Here is a 17,092-nt window from a genome sequence, read left to right on the forward strand (position 1 = left end):
CATGGATTTTATATAAGTTATCGGTATGGCAAAAAGAGTTTCGAACACTTTTATAAAAGAGCTTGTAGCTAGTGCGGATATCGTTGATGTTGTTTCAAGATTCGTTAATTTGAAAAAATCAGGAAAGAACTACAAGGGGTGTTGTCCATTTCATAATGAAAAAACCCCATCTTTTTTTGTAACACCCGATAAAAATTTTTTTCATTGCTTCGGTTGTCAAGAGTCTGGAGATGCTCTCACATTTGTTAAAAAAATAAATAACTTGGAATTTATTGATGCAGTAAAAAGCCTAGCGGATATTGTTGGCAAATCTATTGAGTATGAGAATTATTCTCAAGAAGAGTTATTAAAAGAACAACAATATAATAAATGTATTAGCTTTTTAGAAATGGCTCAGAAATATTACCGTTGGAATTTGGGGAATTCAGTAACAAAAAATAAAGCTGTAAACTATTTGAAAAAAAGAGGCATAAATAGTGGTTTAGCTAAATTTTTTGGAATTGGCTACTCTTCTAGAGGTTGGAATAATATTACTCAACTTGCTCAAGCAGCAAAGATTTCTGAAAATATTATTGTGGAAACAGGCTTAGCTATTAAAAATGATAAGGGTAATATCTACGATCGTTTTAGAGATAGAATTATGTTTCCAATACGCAATATTCAAGGAAATGTAATTGGTTACGGTGGTAGAGTTATAGATGATAAAGATGGCATTAAGTATATAAATTCTCCAGAAACAATTGTTTTTCAGAAAAGTAATACTTTATATGGTTTGTATGAGTATCGAGAGAGGAAAAAACAAAATCCAGAAATATCAAAACAAGACCTGGTTGTTGTCGAAGGATATATGGATGTTGTGGGTTTAGCTCAATATGGGTTTTATGGTGCTGTTGCTACTTTGGGTACGGCTTTTTCTCATAATCACGCAAAAATTCTTTTTAGAGAAGTGAGTTCAGTAGTTTTATGCTTTGATGGTGATGAAGCTGGTCAAAAAGCCGCAATTAGAACTGTTAAGATAGTATTGCCTATACTGGGAGGTAATAAAAAATTAAAAATTCTTACTCTTGAAAATGCTAAAGATCCTGATGATTATATAAAAGAGTATGGATTGGTTGCTTTTTTAGATGCATTAAATAATTCTCAACCTGTTTCAGAATATTTGATAGACTACTTTGTTGGAGGTCAAGATTTAACAACCGCTGAAGCTAAAGCTGAAGTGCTAGAAAAATTAAAGCATTTTTTAATTGAGGTTGAAGAAAATATATATTCAGAAAGTATTATAACTACAATTTCGAGTAAAATAGGTATAAAAGTTGATCAAGTTAAAAAGTTACTAAAAGTGCATAAGCAAAAGCCTTACTCAGATATAAATGAACAAATAGATAATAATATTCAACAGAAAAAAATTTCTAAGAACCTTTTGCTTGAAGAGACCGTTTTAGCAGAAATGTTGGTGAATCTTGGGGATTTTAGAGATATACAACAAAATAATGATTTTGAGATATTTGTAGCATCTATAAATATTGATATTTTAGCAAAAAGCTTGAAAATTCTAAAAGAAGACTCATCTAATGAAATTGAAGCTGTTATACTTATACAGCTATTGACAGAGGATTATCCTGACTATAGAGAGTATTTTTTTGAGTTATTGAGCTATGGTATCCAAAATACCTTAAAAAAGCATGCTGAAGATAAGTATCAAGAACAAGTGCTTAATATGTTAAAGAGAGTTGAAAGCTCAAGTGTTAAAAAGCGATTAAAATATTTAGGGTCGTTACCCTTTAGGACTGAAGTTCAGGAAATGGAACGTAAATATTTAGTTGCTAAGTTAGTTTAATTTATAAAAATAAGAATTCTATTGGAGTGCTAGATGACAAAAGAAGATTTGCTCTCAGATCTAAAAGATTTAATAGTTGACGGTAAAGAAAGGGGCTATTTGACTAGAGCTGATATACTTGATGCTTTGCCTGGAGATGTTTCAGAAGATCCCAAAATATATGAAGAGATAGAGGCTATACTTGTTGATGCTGGTATTGATGTTTATGATAGAACCCCTCAGATAGAAGAAGAAGACGAGAGAAAGGTTAGTGAGGCTAACCTTGATGACTTAAGAGGTAAAACTTCAGATCCTATACGTATGTATATGCGTGAAATGGGTATTGTTGATCTTTTGGATAAAAAAGGAGAAACAGATATTGCTATTAGGATTGAAGAGGGCACCACAGAAGTTTTTAGTACTATTTTATGTTATCCAATTGTTGTTAAAACTTATATAGAACGTTTTCGTGAATTAGAAGAGAAAGCCCAAGATTATATGTCATCTCAAGATATTGAAGATGAACCAGTCGCTAAATATATCCGTTTTAATGAGATTATGGCTGGTTTTAGTGATGAACAGGTAAGTGAAGAGAAGGTTGCTGAGGATGATCATGATGAAAAGATAGATACTCAAAGAGCATATGGATTTTTTACAGATCTAGAGTCTATGTTTAATCAATATCAAGAAAAGCATACAAAAAAATTATATACTAAAATAGTGGAAGAATTTGAATGTTTAAGATTATCAACATCACATTTACAAAAGCTTGTGGACTATATAAGACTGCCATTTGCAAGAGTTAAAGAGTTTGAAAGAAAAATACTTAGACTATGTGTTGAAAGAGCCAGAACTCCACGTCAAGAGTTTATTAAAGCTTATAAGATTGGTTCAATCAAGTGGCTTGATCCAATGATTAAAAAATATAAGTTTACTGATAACATTATTCGTGAAATACACAATCTTACGAAACAAATAAATCAGTTTCAAACTTTAATGATGATGGAAATCGATGAGCTTAAAAAAGTTAATATTGAGATTTCAAAAAGTGAAGCAAAAATTACACAAGCTAAGAAAGAAATGATTGAAGCTAACTTAAGGTTAGTTGTATCTGAGGCTAAAAAATATACAAATAGAGGCTTACATTTTTTAGATATTATTCAAGAAGGTAATATCGGCTTGATGAAGGCGGTAGATAAATTTGATTACCGTAAAGGTTTTAAGTTTTCAACCTATGCTACCTGGTGGATTCGCCAAGCAATCACGCGTTCAATAGCAGATCAAGCTAGAACTATCCGCGTACCTGTACATATGATTGAAACTATTAATAAAGTTAATAGAATCAAGCGTCAGATACTTCAAGAGAAAGGTCGAGAAGCAACGGAAGAAGAGATTATCGAATATACTCCTAATATGACCAAAGATAAGCTCAAAAAAATTCTTAATATTTCACATACGCCAATATCTATGGAAAGTCCAATTGGTGATGATGAAGACTCTACTGTTGGTGATTTTATAGAAGATAAAAATAATTATTCTCCTATAGAGGCTGCAAATTTAGAGAATTTAAGAGAGGCTATAAAAGAACTTATTGAAACAGGCTTAACTGAAAGAGAAGCTAAAGTTCTTATGATGCGTTTTGGAATTGGTATGAATACTGACCATACTCTAGAGGAAGTGGGTAAACAGTTTAACGTAACTAGAGAGCGTATCAGACAGATAGAGGCTAAGGCTCTTAGAAAGCTAAAACACCCTTCAAGATCTTCTTTTTTGAAAACATTCTTATAATATTTTATATCATAAAGCCTATTTATTTTTAACTAAATTTACTAATAAAATGGTAGCTAGTACATTTTTAATATAAAATAATAGTGAAATGGTTGGAATAATAGGGTTATTTATAATGTTTTTTTACAAAAGAACTATTATCTGCATATGTTATCTTTATTTTCTTTTTTTGCACTTTTAGTGCTGATGCGACATCAAATAATAATTCCTTGATTACTACTAAAGTTAATTATATAAATTATCAACTAGAAAAAATTACAAATTTTATAGGTAAAAAAAGCCTGTTCAAAAAATTTTTGTTTTAGAAGATGTATCTCAAAGAGAAATATATTATGCACTTTTATAGTTAATCTGATAATATTGTGCTAAAGACGTGAGTAATAGCATCAGATAAATTATCAAAAGAATTATTTACTTTTCTTAAAATTCTTTTAAAATTGGCCCAAATTTTTTCTATAGGATTTAAATCAGGAGAATAAGCAGGAAGGTATAGTATCTGTATATCAAACTTCTCTGCTATTTTAGCCAATTTAGGAGACTTATGAAAACTAGCATTATCCATAACAACAGTAGTCTTTGGAATTAACTCAGGACATAAATGCTCTTCAAACCACTGATTAAGAATTTGAGTATCTGTATATCCAGTATACTCTAGCGGTGCTATAATCTTCTTTTCTAAATAGTTATAACCAGCAACTATACTTTTTCTCTGAGTTTGATAAGCAATAACTTCACCATAGCTAGGTTTACCAACAAGAGACCATCCTCTTAGTACAGACTGTTTATTATCCATACCCATTTCATCTAAATATACAAGTTTGTTAGGTTCAATAGTCTCAACAACCTCTATAAAACTTTGCCTATCTTGTTCTTTTCTTTGCTTATATTTAGGTGTCTTTTTTTAAAACTAAAACCAAGTCTGGTAAGACAATCATAAAATGTGCTTCTAGGTATTTCAGGAGCTAATGCTTCTCTAATATCTAAAGCCATTGCATCTGGATATGTTCTTAAGTAGCTTTCTATCGCTTCCTTATCTGTAAAGGTTGCTACTCTACCGCAACCCAAGCCTTGCTTAGATTTATAATCACCAGTTGTCTCGTATAAGTTTATCCAAGATCTAGTAGTACGGATATCTATATTAAAAAAATTACTTAGCTCTTTGTCTGTTAGGCCTTCTTTATATTTAGTTATTACGATATCTCTGAAATCTTGGCTATATGATGACATTTTTTCTAAATATTATAACATTATTGTCAAATAACTATCGGATTAACTATATCTCTTTACGATAAAGTTAATCGTTTTAATTTTGAAGTAACCGGTATGTATGTATCATCACCTAAAAAGGTCTTACAAGTAAAGCAAGCGGATGTAGATGTTTTATTGCTAAGAAATATTGATAGAATAAATCAAGCCTCAGAACAGTTAGGCATTAGTATTACTAAGCCAAGCGCTTTAAGTGAAGTAAATATAACAAAATCTGAAGTCTTAAATAAAATTTTTTATGCAAATATTCAAATAGAAAATATTCTATACCAGAAAACATCACCTAGAGAAGTTTATGAAGATATGGTGCAAGCAAATAAAAATATTATAGCTATATTATCAAAACCACAGAGTTTGGAAAAATCTTTTGTGATTAAAAATGATAAAACTCCAGCTGATGTATATGATATATTACTTCAGTGTGTTGACCAATTAGAAATATATGCTAAAAATATAGGCCATAATATCACAACAGTCAAATTATCTGATAAGGAGATTGGGCAAGAAATTTATCCTAGTAATGTTCTTAATCTAGCCAAACTGTTGCTTACAGAGACTGATTATTTAAGATCTTTAAAAATTAATATAAAAGATAATAATGTACTTGATTTACATGAAAGTTATAAAACACCAACAGATGTTTATCGTCAGGCCTCAACCTTACTTAAAAATTTGAAAGAGCTAAATAATACAACACAAAAATCGAATAATCTGGATAAAAAAGATGGTTATAATTAATAAAAAACTTATATTTATAAGCAATTTATTTGTCTTGTGTTTAGCTTTAGTTGTTATGTATGGTTGGTTTAGTAGTAACTATGAGCTGACTAGTATTAGTTCTAATTGGCCTAATATGCAGTTTAATACAGCCTTTTGTTTTGCTTGTTTGACATTTGCAGGATTATTGATAGATCTAAAACTATATAAAGTAGCTAAACTATTCTTCATTATTGTTATATAGTTAATCCGATAGTTATTTGACAATAATGTTATAATATTTAAAAAAAATGTCATCATATAGCCAAGATTTCAGAGATATCAGATTAACTATAATATTCAATCTAGGTCAAATACTATATTAAGGCTTGATAGTAGGGTTAACTGGACATCAGGTGTTAATTTTTATTTTTTAAAAAATGATATTAGTAATTATTTAAAGCATTTTCTAAACTTAAAATTGATTTATTTTAATAAGGATGGCCAGGATTATTATTTTTCAAATACAGATATTTCTGTAAAAGAAGCCGATCAAATGATAGCTCTTTGTAATTCTACAAAATCACAAAATTATTGCCTTAAGGGTGGAAATAATCTATTTGTGGCTATATTTAGTACTAGTTTATTTAAAGAGTTGGTAGATTCTACCAATACTGATAATTATCATATAACAGTTAAATCTTTAAATAAGGTGCTGTATAAAAATTTTAATATAAAAAGTAATAATCTACATTATGTGTTTGAATATGATTTTTCATTATTAGGTAAGCCTTGGAGTACTTCAATATATTTCACAGATAAAGAGTATGAGAGCCTGTTACCATTATTACCAAACCTTTACTTTATTCTCGGTTTTATAATTAGCTCTATCGTTTTGTTGCTTTTTTATTTAGCAGATCAGTATGCATCCAAAGCAGCTAAAGCAGAAGCGTTGATGCAGCAAGAAAAAGAATTACGTATCTTAAGTTCAACAGATACTTTAACTGGGGTGTTAAATAGAGGCGCTTTTCTTAAATTATTGCCATCTATACTAACAAAAGCTATTGCTAATAATTCTAGCGTCGCAGTTTTATATATTGATATTGATGATTTTATAGTTAATCCGATAGTTATTTGACAATAATGTTATAATATTTAGAAAAAATGTCATCATATAGCCAAGATTTCAGAGATATCGTAATAACTAAATATAAAGAAGGCCTAACAGACAAAGAGCTAAGTAATTTTTTTAATATAGATATCCGTACTACTAGATCTTGGATAAACTTATACGAGACAACTGGTGATTATAAATCTAAGCAAGGCTTGGGTTGCGGTAGAGTAGCAACCTTTACAGATAAGGAAGCGATAGAAAGCTACTTAAGAACATATCCAGATGCAATGGCTTTAGATATTAGAGAAGCATTAGCTCCTGAAATACCTAGAAGCACATTTTATGATTGTCTTACCAGACTTGGTTTTAGTTTTAAAAAAAGACACCTAAATATAAGCAAAGAAAAGAACAAGATAGGCAAAGTTTTATAGAGGTTGTTGAGACTATTGAACCTAACAAACTTGTATATTTAGATGAAATGGGTATGGATAATAAACAGTCTGTACTAAGAGGATGGTCTCTTGTTGGTAAACCTAGCTATGGTGAAGTTATTGCTTATCAAACTCAGAGAAAAAGTATAGTTGCTGGTTATAACTATTTAGAAAAGAAGATTATAGCACCGCTAGAGTATACTGGATATACAGATACTCAAATTTTTAATCAGTGGTTTGAAGAGCATTTATATCCTGAGTTAATTCCAAAGACTACTGTTGTTATGGATAATGCTAGTTTTCATAAATCTCCTAAATTGGCTAAAATAGCAGAGAAGTTTGATATACAGATACTATACCTTCCTGCTTATTCTCCTGATTTAAATCCTATAGAAAAAATTTGGGCCAATTTTAAAAGAATTTTAAGAAAAGTAAATAATTCTTTTGATAATTTATCTGATGCTATTACTCACGTCTTTAGCACAATATTATCAGATTAACTATAAGTCAATAAATGATGTATATGGACACTCAGTTGGCGATTTAGTAATTGTGGATGTGGTAAGTAAACTGCAACGTTATCTTAAAGCTAAAGATATTATCTCTCGTTTGGGGGGAGATGAATTTGCAATAGCATTGCTTGATTTTAATTCAAAAGAAGATATTATAAAAATTCTTGATAGAATATTTGAACTTTTTAGATCTAAAATAGAAGTTACTAAAGGGTGCTTTATTTCTCAGACTGTAAGTATCGGAATAGCTATATATGATGTTCATAGTCAAGCTACAGCATATGACTTAATAAATCAAGCAGATGCAGCAATGTATGATGCTAAACACTCAGGTAAAAATAATTATCATTTTTATAATAGTTCTAAAAACTCCTGATTAAATAGTTGTTGTACTTTATTTATATTTACATCAGGGTTAAAGTCAGCTATTTGACACATCTGCAAACCACTATAACCACAAGGGTTAATATAATTAAATGGAGTTAAATCCATACAAGTGTTTATGGCTATACCATGATAACTTTTACCTTGTTTTATTCTAAGTCCAAGAGATGCAATTTTTTTATTATTAATATAGATACCATGAGCATTTTTTATAGTATGAGCTTTTAAGTCAAAATGCTTTTCTAGCATGTTAATACAAGCTTTTTCTATGCTACTAACTAGAGTTTTAGCGCCAACTTTATTTCTTTTTATATCAAGTAAAAAATATATTATAGCTTGCCCAGGTCCATGATAAGTAACTTGTCCACCACGATCTGTTTCAACTATCGGAATATTATGTGGATTCAAAATATGTTCAGGTTTACCATGCTTGCCTTGAGTAAAAACAGCATAATGCTCGACAGACCAAATTTCATCAGGAGTTTCACTGCTACGGTTAGTAGTGAAATCGATCATTTGTTTATATGTCTGAGAGTATTCTTGAAGTCCTATATTTTTAATGGTTATATTCATGTGAGAAATTTTAAAGTACCATGTGAACTTCAGGATGTCCTGATATTTCTTTATACAAGTTGTCTAATTGTTCCTTGCTATCTGCTGTAAATACTGCTGTTATAGATATGTATTTTCCAGTTTTACTTTCTTTAGTTTTAAATTCTATTTTATCATGATTAGGGACATATTTTTCAAAAGCACCAAGTATAAATTCAACAGTTTCTTTTTGAGGGTTTGCCATTATTTTTATAGGAAACTGGCAAGGGAACTCAAAAAAAGTTTCTTTTTGTTTATCGTTTTTATCAGACATTTTAATATCCTTTATAAATAATTAGTTTTTAAAATTACCACCAGCCATTCTGTGAAATATCATTTTGAGCCACAACAGGAATACTTGCAATAATCTCTTTTGAATCACCAACTGTAATTACTAGCTTTCCAACAGTTTGTCCTTTGGTTATTGGTGCTTTAACACCAGTATCATACACTATACCTTGTTTTAGATGTGGTATATAAGTTTTAGGAACTGTTTTATAGATATTTTGGTTAGATATAACAGTTATTTTTTGACCTTTTTTTGCATTTGGTATGTTATCAGCGCTTATTGTTACAGGTGAGTTAGCTTTATATAACAGCATATCTTGATATTTAGTTAAAGCATATCTTAGAAGTTTTGCAGACTCGGAATCTCGCTTGGCATTACTATTTGTGCCTAAAACTACAGAAATAAATCTTTCTCCATCTTGTTTAGCTGAAGCAACTAAACAATATCCAGCAGTCTCAGTATGACCAGTTTTCATACCATCAGCCCCATCAAAGGTGAAAAGAAGTTTATTTCTATTGTTTTGTAATACAAAGTTATCACGTTTTGGAAAAAGTTTAGAACATTTGTCTTTTGATTGTTCATCTAAATCACTAACTGTGTAACTTTGTAAAACATCGCCTGTTGAACGATCAAATTTAGGTAGGCATTGTTTGCGATTTGCGATACTTACAGAGTCTTGTTTTGTAGCATTCCAAACTAAACCTTTATTGTCATAAACTTCATATGCTTCTGGAAAATTATATATATAAGATCTTGCTAGTAAGGCCATATCGTGAGCAGTGGTGTATTGCGTACCACCTGGTAATCCATCTGGGTTTGCAAACTGGGTATTATTCATACCTATGGCTTTGGCTGTTTGGTTCATTAGATCTGTAAATGCTTCTGTAGTACCACCAATATACTCTGCTAATGCGATAGTCGCATCATTTCCAGAAACCACATCCATTCCTGTAACAAGGTTTCTTACAGATACTCTAGCTCCAGCTTTAACATACATTTTTGAACCACCGGTAGAGGCTGCTTTTTGACTAATTGGAACCATAGTGTCCCATTCAAGATTTCCAGCTTTAATTTCACTAGCTATAATATAAGAAGTCATTATTTTTGTTAGACTAGCCGGTTCTCTTCTAACGTCCATGTTTTTTTCACTAACAATATCACCGGTACGGTAGTTCATAGCTACCCATGCTGGAGCATCTAACTGTATATTTACAGGTTTAACAATTATTTCTTTTTGTTTAAGGTTGCTACTACCATTAAAGTATGGATCTGAACTTGTAATATTTGGAGCTGCAATAGCTATGCTTGTAGTTAAACTAGCTGTTAATAAAGCTATTTTTTTGAATTTCATATATTTCCCTCTTTAAAATTATTAAAGCGTAGTGTTTGACATGTTCTTTGGGTATTTTAATATTTATGTATTATAAATACAAAGGTTTTTATGATAGACTCTCAAACAGTGTATCAAGCGTTTATAATTTAGCAAAATATAGGAGAAATAGCGATGCTAAAAAATATACCTTGTGGAAATGATATTCCAAATGATTTTAATGTTGTTATTGAGATACCTCAAGATAGTGACCCAATAAAATATGAATTTTGCAAAGATAGTAATATGATCGTGGTAGATAGGTTTATGTCTTCTACGATGAGATATCCTTGTAACTATGGTTTTATACCAAATACATTATATGATGACGGTGATCCTATTGATGTGTTAGTATTAGCACCATATCCTTTAGCTGTGGGCTGTGTAATAAACTGTAGAGCAGTAGGGGTCTTTAAGATGGAAGATGATGGTGGTGTTGATGCTAAAATTGTTGCTGTTCCAAGCTCTAAATTAACTAAAGAGTATGATCATATCAATGATGTTGATGATTTGCCTAAATTGTTAACGCAAAAGATTGAACATTTCTTTACTCATTATAAAGATTTGGATTCTGGAAAATGGGTGAAGGTTGAAGGCTGGGATAATGCAGCTTTCGCTAAGAAGGAAATTGAAAAATCTATAAAAAACTATAAATAAAATATCTCTTTAGTCTTTAAAATTTTAGTCTTTTTATCATTTGTGATAATATCATTTCCATAATATAAATTATTTTTTAAATTTAATAAATGAAAGTAAGTGATCCAAAAAGTATTAAACTCTTGATATTAGACGTTGATGGAGTTTTAACAGATAGTAAAATAATCATTTCAAATGATGGTAATGAATATAAAAATTTTGATGTTAAAGATGGTTTAGGCCTGGTGCTTATCCAAAAGGTAGGTGTTAAAATTGCAATCATTACTGGGAAAGAGTCTAGAATTGTTCAAGATAGGCTAACTAGTCTTGGTTTGGATGCTAGTGATATTTTTCAAGGTCAAAAAAATAAGCTTAGAGCTTATGATATGCTAAAATCAAAATATGCTATTGAAGATCAAAATATTGCATATATGGGAGATGATCTGCCAGATATTTCATTAATGAATAAGGTTGGTCTTTCTGCTGCTCCTGCTGATTGTATGGAAATTGTTAAAGAGTATGCTGATTATATATGCACTAATAATGGTGGCAATGGAGCTGTACGTGAATTTTGTGAATATTTAATAAAACATTTTGGTTTATATGATCAAGTTATAAAAGATTTTCTTGAAACTGGTGGGGTAAAATAAAAGGATAATGAAGTTTTTCACTAAATATTCTTTATTTGCTAATGTTATTTCTATAGTGATTATAATATTTGCTATGCTCTACATAAGTAATAGAGCCCTTGATGGCGGTAAGCCAGTTGATAAAATTGTTCCTAAAGATAGAGTAGAGTTATCAGCATCAAAATTTGATTATAATAAGTATGATGAAAATGGAAATCTAGAGACTAATCTTGTTTCAGAGGATGTAGAGCGTTATTTAAACCAAAATTTAAAAATGACAAATTTAACTGAAAAAAGTTATGATAAAAAAACTGGCAAAGAAACTTGGCAAGTTAAATCAAAATATGGTTATGTGCAACAATTTACAGGTCAGAACTTGACACACCTATATGATGGAGTAGATGCAATTATTTTTACTAAAAGTAATCAACAAAAAAAAGTGCCTTCAAGTGGTTATTCACCTGAACAAGTGTATATAAAAACCTCTGAAATATTCTATAATTCAGATTCAAAAGATTTTTATAATGATAGGTTTGTAAAAATATATGATCCAAAAACAGCTAATAATACTACGGCTATTAGTATACTTGGAAATTCTGGTTCTAAAATTATTAAACTTAATAAAGATGTAAGGAGCTATTATGCAACTAGCTAAGTGGTTGGCAATAGCTTCGTGTAGTATATGTTTTTATACATCTTCTTTAGCTAAGGATAACGATAAAATTGATTATAGTATCCCTTTATATAATGCATCCTTGCAAGAAGATAATGTTACAGATGGTGAGACAGAAGATAATTCAGCAGATAACCAGTTGCGCGAGTATGGACCTATAACTATTTGTGCAGATAATGCTGTATATGATAGTGATAAGGACGTACTAACTTATTTTGGTCGAGTTTTTGTTATGCAAATCCATAATAAACATATTTTATGTCATAAACCAGAAACCTCAAAAAGTGGTGTAATATATTTTGTTAGAGATAAAGACTTATCTTTTAAAGACTTACAGAAAAGTTGGTTAGATAAAGCAGCAAAACTTTGTTCTGAAGAAAAAGAATGCCATTTTATTTCAGGCCAAAAACTTGTGATGCAATTAAATAAAGATAAAAAAATACAAACTTTAATTATGTCATCACAAGAGCCAGAAAAATCTCAATTTTATACTTATCCAACTAATTCAAATCCAGATTATAGTACACTTAAAACAGTTACAAGAGGCCCTGTTGTTGGAGATGCTCAGGAAATTATTTATAATATGACTAAGAAAGATCTTGAGTTATATCAAAATGCTATAGCCACTCAAAATAATAATAAATATAAAGGTGAAAAAGTTATTTATGATGTTGAGCATGATTTGATATCAATTCCTGGTAATGAAGAAAAAAGATCAACAATAATATTAGATGGTGTTCAAAATCAAACAAGAATTAATACAGGTATTACGCCTATTAGTCAGCATGGTAAAGATGAGCACAAAGGTAGTGTTGTAGGTTTAAATACATATAACTCTGATTCTAAGTAAATTTATATAAAAATATAGGTTACATATGAAAAAATATACTCTAGAAGCAAAAAGATTAGGTAAGAAATATGGTTCACGCTGGGTTGTGAATAATGTTTCAATGAAAGTATCTACTGGTGAAATTGTGGGACTTTTAGGTCCAAATGGGGCGGGTAAAACCACATCATTTTATATGATAGTAGGGCTTGTTGCAGCTACTCGTGGAAAAGTTTATATGGGCAAAGAAGACGTGACTAAAATGCCTATTCATCTAAGAGCAAGGAGAGGTCTTGGTTATTTACCACAAGAGGCATCTGTTTTTAGAAAATTAAGTGTTGAAGATAATATTGTTGCAATTTTAGAGACTCGTAAAGAATTAAGCAAAATTCAGATTGATGAAAAACTTAATCAACTTTTGGATGAATTTAGTATTCAGCATATACGTAAAAGTTTAGGGATGAGTTTATCTGGTGGTGAGCGTAGGAGAGTTGAGATTGCTAGAGCACTTGCAATGGACCCTAAATTTATTCTTTTAGATGAACCTTTTGCTGGGGTTGATCCAGTATCTGTAATTGAAATCAAAGAAGTTGTACGACATCTAAAAGATAGAGGTATCGGTGTATTGATTACTGATCATAATGTTCGTGAGACGCTCGATATTTGTGAGCGAGCATACATAGTAAATGCTGGTAATATGTTAGCCTCTGGCACACCAGAAGAGGTATTAGAGGATGAAACAGTCAGAAAAGTGTATTTAGGTGAGGATTTCAAATTATAGAATTAATAAATTAATTTATAATACTTTTTGTGGAGAATTTTAGGACTAATGAAAGATATATCTAAATCAAAAGTGATTTGTGTAGGTAGAAATTATGTAGATCATATTTATGAGTTAAATAATGAATTGCCAGAAAATCCTGTTATTTTTTTAAAACCTAAGTCAAGCATATCTAAAGCTATAGAATTACCCAAGAGTAGAGAAATTCACTATGAGTGTGAAATAGTTTTTATGTTTGATGAAAATTCAAAAATAAAGGCTGTTGGTTTAGGTTTAGATTTAACAGATAGAAAGTTACAATCTAAATTAAAAGCTAAAGGGTTACCTTGGGAACTAGCCAAATCTTTTGATAATAGCGCAGTAATTAGTAATTTCGTTGAGATAACTAGTAAGGAAGTTTCAGCTTTGAGCTTTAAAGCGTATAAAAATGAGAAGTTTATTCAGCAAGGTAGTTATGACTTAATGATCTATAAGCCCCAGCAAATAGTTGATTTTTTACAGATCAATAATATCTCAATAGCTGAGAATGATTTACTTATGACTGGAACACCCAAAGGAGTTGGTATTGTAGAAGTAGGTGATACATTTAGATTGGAGCTTTTTTGTGGGGTTAAGAAAATATTAGAGGCAAATTTTTAGGTAGTTTATATGTGGGCAATAATAGGTAGTAGTGGTTTTGAATATTTTGATGATTTTGAGATTGTAGAAGAATTATCAAGAGAGACACCTTTTGGGCTTTGCTCAAATGGACTATTTAAAATAAAAATAGATGGTCAAGAAGCAATATTTTTAAATAGAACAGGTTTAGAGCAATCTATCTTGCCGCATCAAATAAATTATAAAGCCAATATATATGCCTTAAAAAAGCATGGTGCCACTTCTATTATAGCTTTATCATCAGTTAGAAGTTTGAGAGACGAACTTAAGCCTGGAGATATGGTTATTCCATATCAATTTATTGATAGAACAAAGTCTTTGAGAGAATTCACCTTTTGTGAGCAAGGGTTACTAAACTATGTTTCTCTGTCTAGACCTATTACAGAGAGTATTGCTGAAGAAATAAGAGAAAAAAAACAAGAATTTGATTTTAATATTCATTTTAAACAAAGTTATGTTTGTATAGAAGGGCCACAGTTCCCAACAATAATAGATGCTAAATGTTTTCAAAGCATGGGGGGTGGAGTCATTGGCATGACAGCTTTTCCTGAATTTGCTTTGGCAAGAGAAGCAGGACTAAACTATATAAGCTGTAATTTTATAGTTGACTATGTACCATGGTCATATGATGTTCGAAATTTATATAATGTTTTAGAGATTAGAGAGACTAATAATTTAAAGGCTGAAAAGCTACTCAAGTGGTTGGTTAATAATTTGCCTTTTTATGCTGAAAATGATTGTCATGAACTTGGCATTGCAAGATATTTATCTACACCAATAGAATCTTTGTTACCTAATAAGAGAGCTTGGCTAAAAATTATAGCCAAAGATAATTCTAAACATGAGAAAGCTTTTGAATCAGAGGTACTTAAAAAAGTTCCAGATCTATATGGAGGTATAAAAACAATACCAGCAAAAATACAAGATCTACTTACTTTTATAGGCAAGTTTGATCGTGAAGGAAATAGAAGAAACTTAGAAGCTACACGAAAGGCAGCAGCATCATTAGATTTGTATAGTTATCCGAAAGTCGATTTGCAGAAGGTTGAAGATATTAAAATACCTCATGATGATGGCCATAACATAAGTGTCCGAGTCTATAATCCAAAAGTCGATGAAAAATTAAAAGTAATTATATTTTCCCATGGAGGAGGTTTTGTTTCAGGTACGCTTGATTCATTTGATGCTTTCTGTCGTAAGTTGGCAGTTACAACTAATAGAGTAGTTTTTTCTGTTGACTATAGGCTAGCTCCGGAGTATAAATTTCCAGAAGGTTTAAATGATGTTGAGTTTGTTGCTGAATACGTTTATAAATATTCTAAGAAACTTGGCGTTTCAAAAAAGAAATTTACATTAATGGGTGACAGTGCAGGAGCTAATCTTACAGTGTTGGCTACATACAACCTTATTCAAGCAGCTAAGGTTAAGATCTCAAATAATATTATTTTATATCCTTCTGTAGATTTATCACATATGCCTACTAAATCATTAGATGATTTTGGAAGTGGTTATATATTAACCAAGGCAAAGACGACATGGTATTCTGAACTATATGTACCTGAAAATCTGGATAAAAAATCACCAGAGCTTTCACCTTTTTATATTAAAAATCTTGACAATATGCCAAGGACACTGGTTATGACAGCAGGTTACGATCCTCTTAAAGATGAAGGATTATTATTTGCTGAAAGGCTTATTAGGCATGATGTGGAAGTCGAGCATTATCATTTTGATAGCTTAGTTCATGGTTTTATTAATTTTTCAAAACTTATTCCAAAAGAAATGGATATTTTACATTCTAGAGTAGTTAAATTTTTAGGGCAATTATGAAGTACTATTTGTTACAAATAGAATATTTTGGTAAAAACTATTGTGGTTGGCAAAAACAATCCCACTCACCAAGTATTCAGGAAGAACTAGAAAAAGCCCTTTCAAAGCTTGCAAACCAACCAATTGAAGTAGTTTGCGCTGGTAGAACAGATACTGGTGTACATGCGACTTCACAGGTAGTAAATTTTTACTCAAATGCAGATAGATCATTAAGTGCATGGCAACGAGGAACTAATGCTCTTTTACCTCAAGACATTAAAATACTTGATATTAGAAAAGTAGCTCAAGATTTTAATTCTAGATTTACAGCTATAAATAGAACATATAATTATGTTATATATAATTCTTCTATAAGTTCACCAATATTTGCTGAACATAGTATGTGGGAGAATCGCCCACTTAATATAGATAAAATGAATCAAGCTTGTAAATATTTGCTAGGAGAACAAGATTTTAGCTCATTTAGATCCTCACAGTGTCAGTCAAATACAGCATTTAGAAATATTCAAAAAGCTAAATTTACAAAAAATGGTAAGTTTATAGTTTTTGAGGTTGTTGGTAATGCATTTTTACATCATATGATTAGAAATTTAGTTGGATCATTACTTAAAATAGGGCTTGGTTTTCAATCATCAGAGTGGATAAAAGAACTTTTAGCAGCCAAAGATAGAACAAAAGCCGCAGAGACTGCAAAATCACATGGATTATATTTTGTTGGAGTCGAGTATCCTAATTTTAATTTTAAACGCCAGATAATTAAATTGTTTTGTTAGCTTTATTCTGATAATACTTATACATATGTGT

19 protein-coding genes are annotated in these 17,092 nt (G+C 30.5%); 14 read left to right on the forward strand and 5 right to left on the reverse strand.

Features of this window, described 5'->3' with window-relative positions; translation table 11 throughout:
• The first annotated feature begins 25 nt into the window (after positions 1-25).
• On the forward strand, positions 26-1,837 hold the full coding sequence (gene dnaG / locus ACR0PV_RS04870; RefSeq protein WP_488173836.1) for a DNA primase: 1,812 nt from the start codon (positions 26-28) through the stop codon (positions 1,835-1,837).
• 33 nt (positions 1,838-1,870) lie between these two features.
• The gene (rpoD, locus tag ACR0PV_RS04875; protein WP_488173837.1) at positions 1,871-3,604 is read left to right on the forward strand and encodes an RNA polymerase sigma factor RpoD; all 1,734 of its coding nucleotides are present in this window, start codon (positions 1,871-1,873) and stop codon (positions 3,602-3,604) included.
• A 346-nt stretch (positions 3,605-3,950) separates the two neighbouring features.
• On the opposite strand, the gene ACR0PV_RS04880 is transcribed toward rpoD, so the two are convergent.
• Positions 3,951-4,831 (reverse strand): IS630 family transposase gene (locus tag ACR0PV_RS04880; RefSeq protein WP_488172178.1). Its coding sequence is split into 2 segments (ribosomal slippage): positions 3,951-4,507 and positions 4,507-4,831, totalling 882 coding nucleotides; the frame shifts between segments, so codons are not numbered across the junction.
• A gap of 96 nt (positions 4,832-4,927) precedes the next feature.
• On the opposite strand from ACR0PV_RS04880, the gene ACR0PV_RS04885 reads away from it, so the two are divergent.
• Positions 4,928-5,608 carry a hypothetical protein gene (locus tag ACR0PV_RS04885; RefSeq protein WP_488173838.1) on the forward strand — a complete coding sequence of 227 codons (681 nt, stop codon included), beginning with the start codon at positions 4,928-4,930 and terminating at the stop codon, positions 5,606-5,608.
• 78 nt (positions 5,609-5,686) lie between these two features.
• Here ACR0PV_RS04885 and ACR0PV_RS04890 read toward each other — a convergent pair whose 3' ends face one another.
• Positions 5,687-5,887 carry a hypothetical protein gene (locus ACR0PV_RS04890; RefSeq protein WP_488173839.1) on the reverse strand — a complete coding sequence of 67 codons (201 nt, stop codon included), beginning with the start codon at positions 5,885-5,887 and terminating at the stop codon, positions 5,687-5,689.
• Between the two features lie 160 nt (positions 5,888-6,047).
• Between ACR0PV_RS04890 and ACR0PV_RS04895 the strand changes: the two genes are divergently transcribed.
• From ACR0PV_RS04895 to ACR0PV_RS04905, 3 genes are all read left to right on the forward strand, one after another.
• Positions 6,048-6,704 carry a GGDEF domain-containing protein gene (locus ACR0PV_RS04895; RefSeq protein WP_488173840.1) on the forward strand — a complete coding sequence of 219 codons (657 nt, stop codon included), beginning with the start codon at positions 6,048-6,050 and terminating at the stop codon, positions 6,702-6,704.
• A gap of 26 nt (positions 6,705-6,730) precedes the next feature.
• A protein-coding gene (locus ACR0PV_RS04900) for an IS630 family transposase (protein WP_488172542.1) occupies positions 6,731-7,611 on the forward strand; the annotation gives its coding sequence in 2 pieces (ribosomal slippage) (positions 6,731-7,055 and positions 7,055-7,611; 882 coding nt in all).
• Positions 7,571-7,999: a diguanylate cyclase gene (locus tag ACR0PV_RS04905; protein ID WP_488173841.1), complete on the forward strand. Its 429-nt coding sequence runs from the start codon at positions 7,571-7,573 to the stop codon at positions 7,997-7,999. The genes ACR0PV_RS04900 and ACR0PV_RS04905 overlap by 41 nt, the downstream gene beginning before the upstream one ends.
• Here ACR0PV_RS04905 and lipB read toward each other — a convergent pair.
• Genes lipB through ACR0PV_RS04920 form a run of 3 tightly spaced genes read right to left on the reverse strand, consistent with a single transcriptional unit; the run spans position 7,975 to position 10,238 of the window.
• Positions 7,975-8,580, reverse strand: a complete 606-nt coding sequence (gene lipB / locus ACR0PV_RS04910; RefSeq protein WP_488173842.1) for a lipoyl(octanoyl) transferase LipB — start codon at positions 8,578-8,580, stop codon at positions 7,975-7,977. The two genes, ACR0PV_RS04905 and lipB, sit on opposite strands and share 25 nt — an antisense overlap.
• Positions 8,581-8,590: 10 nt before the next feature.
• A complete protein-coding gene (locus ACR0PV_RS04915) occupies positions 8,591-8,872 on the reverse strand; it encodes an HP0495 family protein (protein ID WP_488173843.1) in 282 nt (93 codons plus the stop codon).
• A gap of 34 nt (positions 8,873-8,906) precedes the next feature.
• Positions 8,907-10,238 carry a D-alanyl-D-alanine carboxypeptidase family protein gene (locus ACR0PV_RS04920; RefSeq protein ID WP_488173844.1) on the reverse strand — a complete coding sequence of 444 codons (1,332 nt, stop codon included), beginning with the start codon at positions 10,236-10,238 and terminating at the stop codon, positions 8,907-8,909.
• A 153-nt stretch (positions 10,239-10,391) separates the two neighbouring features.
• Between ACR0PV_RS04920 and ppa the strand changes: the two genes are divergently transcribed.
• The 8 genes from ppa to truA all read left to right on the forward strand — a co-directional run bounded on the left by ppa (position 10,392) and on the right by truA (position 17,061).
• Positions 10,392-10,913 carry an inorganic diphosphatase gene (gene ppa, locus ACR0PV_RS04925; RefSeq protein WP_488173845.1) on the forward strand — a complete coding sequence of 174 codons (522 nt, stop codon included), beginning with the start codon at positions 10,392-10,394 and terminating at the stop codon, positions 10,911-10,913.
• A gap of 89 nt (positions 10,914-11,002) precedes the next feature.
• Positions 11,003-11,542: a KdsC family phosphatase gene (locus ACR0PV_RS04930; protein WP_488173846.1), complete on the forward strand. Its 540-nt coding sequence runs from the start codon at positions 11,003-11,005 to the stop codon at positions 11,540-11,542.
• Positions 11,543-11,549: 7 nt separating this feature from the next.
• A complete protein-coding gene (gene lptC, locus ACR0PV_RS04935; RefSeq protein ID WP_488173847.1) occupies positions 11,550-12,176 on the forward strand; it encodes an LPS export ABC transporter periplasmic protein LptC in 627 nt (208 codons plus the stop codon).
• Positions 12,163-13,044, forward strand: coding sequence for an LptA/OstA family protein (locus ACR0PV_RS04940; protein ID WP_488173848.1), 882 nt, complete (start codon positions 12,163-12,165; stop codon positions 13,042-13,044). The genes lptC and ACR0PV_RS04940 overlap by 14 nt, the downstream gene beginning before the upstream one ends.
• A 25-nt stretch (positions 13,045-13,069) precedes the next feature.
• Positions 13,070-13,801 (forward strand): LPS export ABC transporter ATP-binding protein, encoded by a 732-nt coding sequence (gene lptB / locus ACR0PV_RS04945; RefSeq protein ID WP_488173849.1) that lies wholly within the window; start codon positions 13,070-13,072, stop codon positions 13,799-13,801.
• Positions 13,802-13,849: 48 nt separating this feature from the next.
• Positions 13,850-14,440, forward strand: coding sequence for a fumarylacetoacetate hydrolase family protein (locus ACR0PV_RS04950; protein ID WP_488173850.1), 591 nt, complete (start codon positions 13,850-13,852; stop codon positions 14,438-14,440).
• A gap of 9 nt (positions 14,441-14,449) precedes the next feature.
• The gene (locus tag ACR0PV_RS04955) at positions 14,450-16,288 is read left to right on the forward strand and encodes an alpha/beta hydrolase fold domain-containing protein (protein ID WP_488173851.1); all 1,839 of its coding nucleotides are present in this window, start codon (positions 14,450-14,452) and stop codon (positions 16,286-16,288) included.
• Complete coding sequence (gene truA, locus ACR0PV_RS04960; protein ID WP_488173852.1) at positions 16,285-17,061, forward strand: tRNA pseudouridine(38-40) synthase TruA; 777 nt, start codon at positions 16,285-16,287, stop codon at positions 17,059-17,061. The genes ACR0PV_RS04955 and truA overlap by 4 nt, the downstream gene beginning before the upstream one ends.
• The last annotated feature ends 31 nt before the right edge of the window (positions 17,062-17,092 follow it).

The sequence above is a fragment of the Francisella sp. AG1 genome (genome assembly GCF_057683165.1).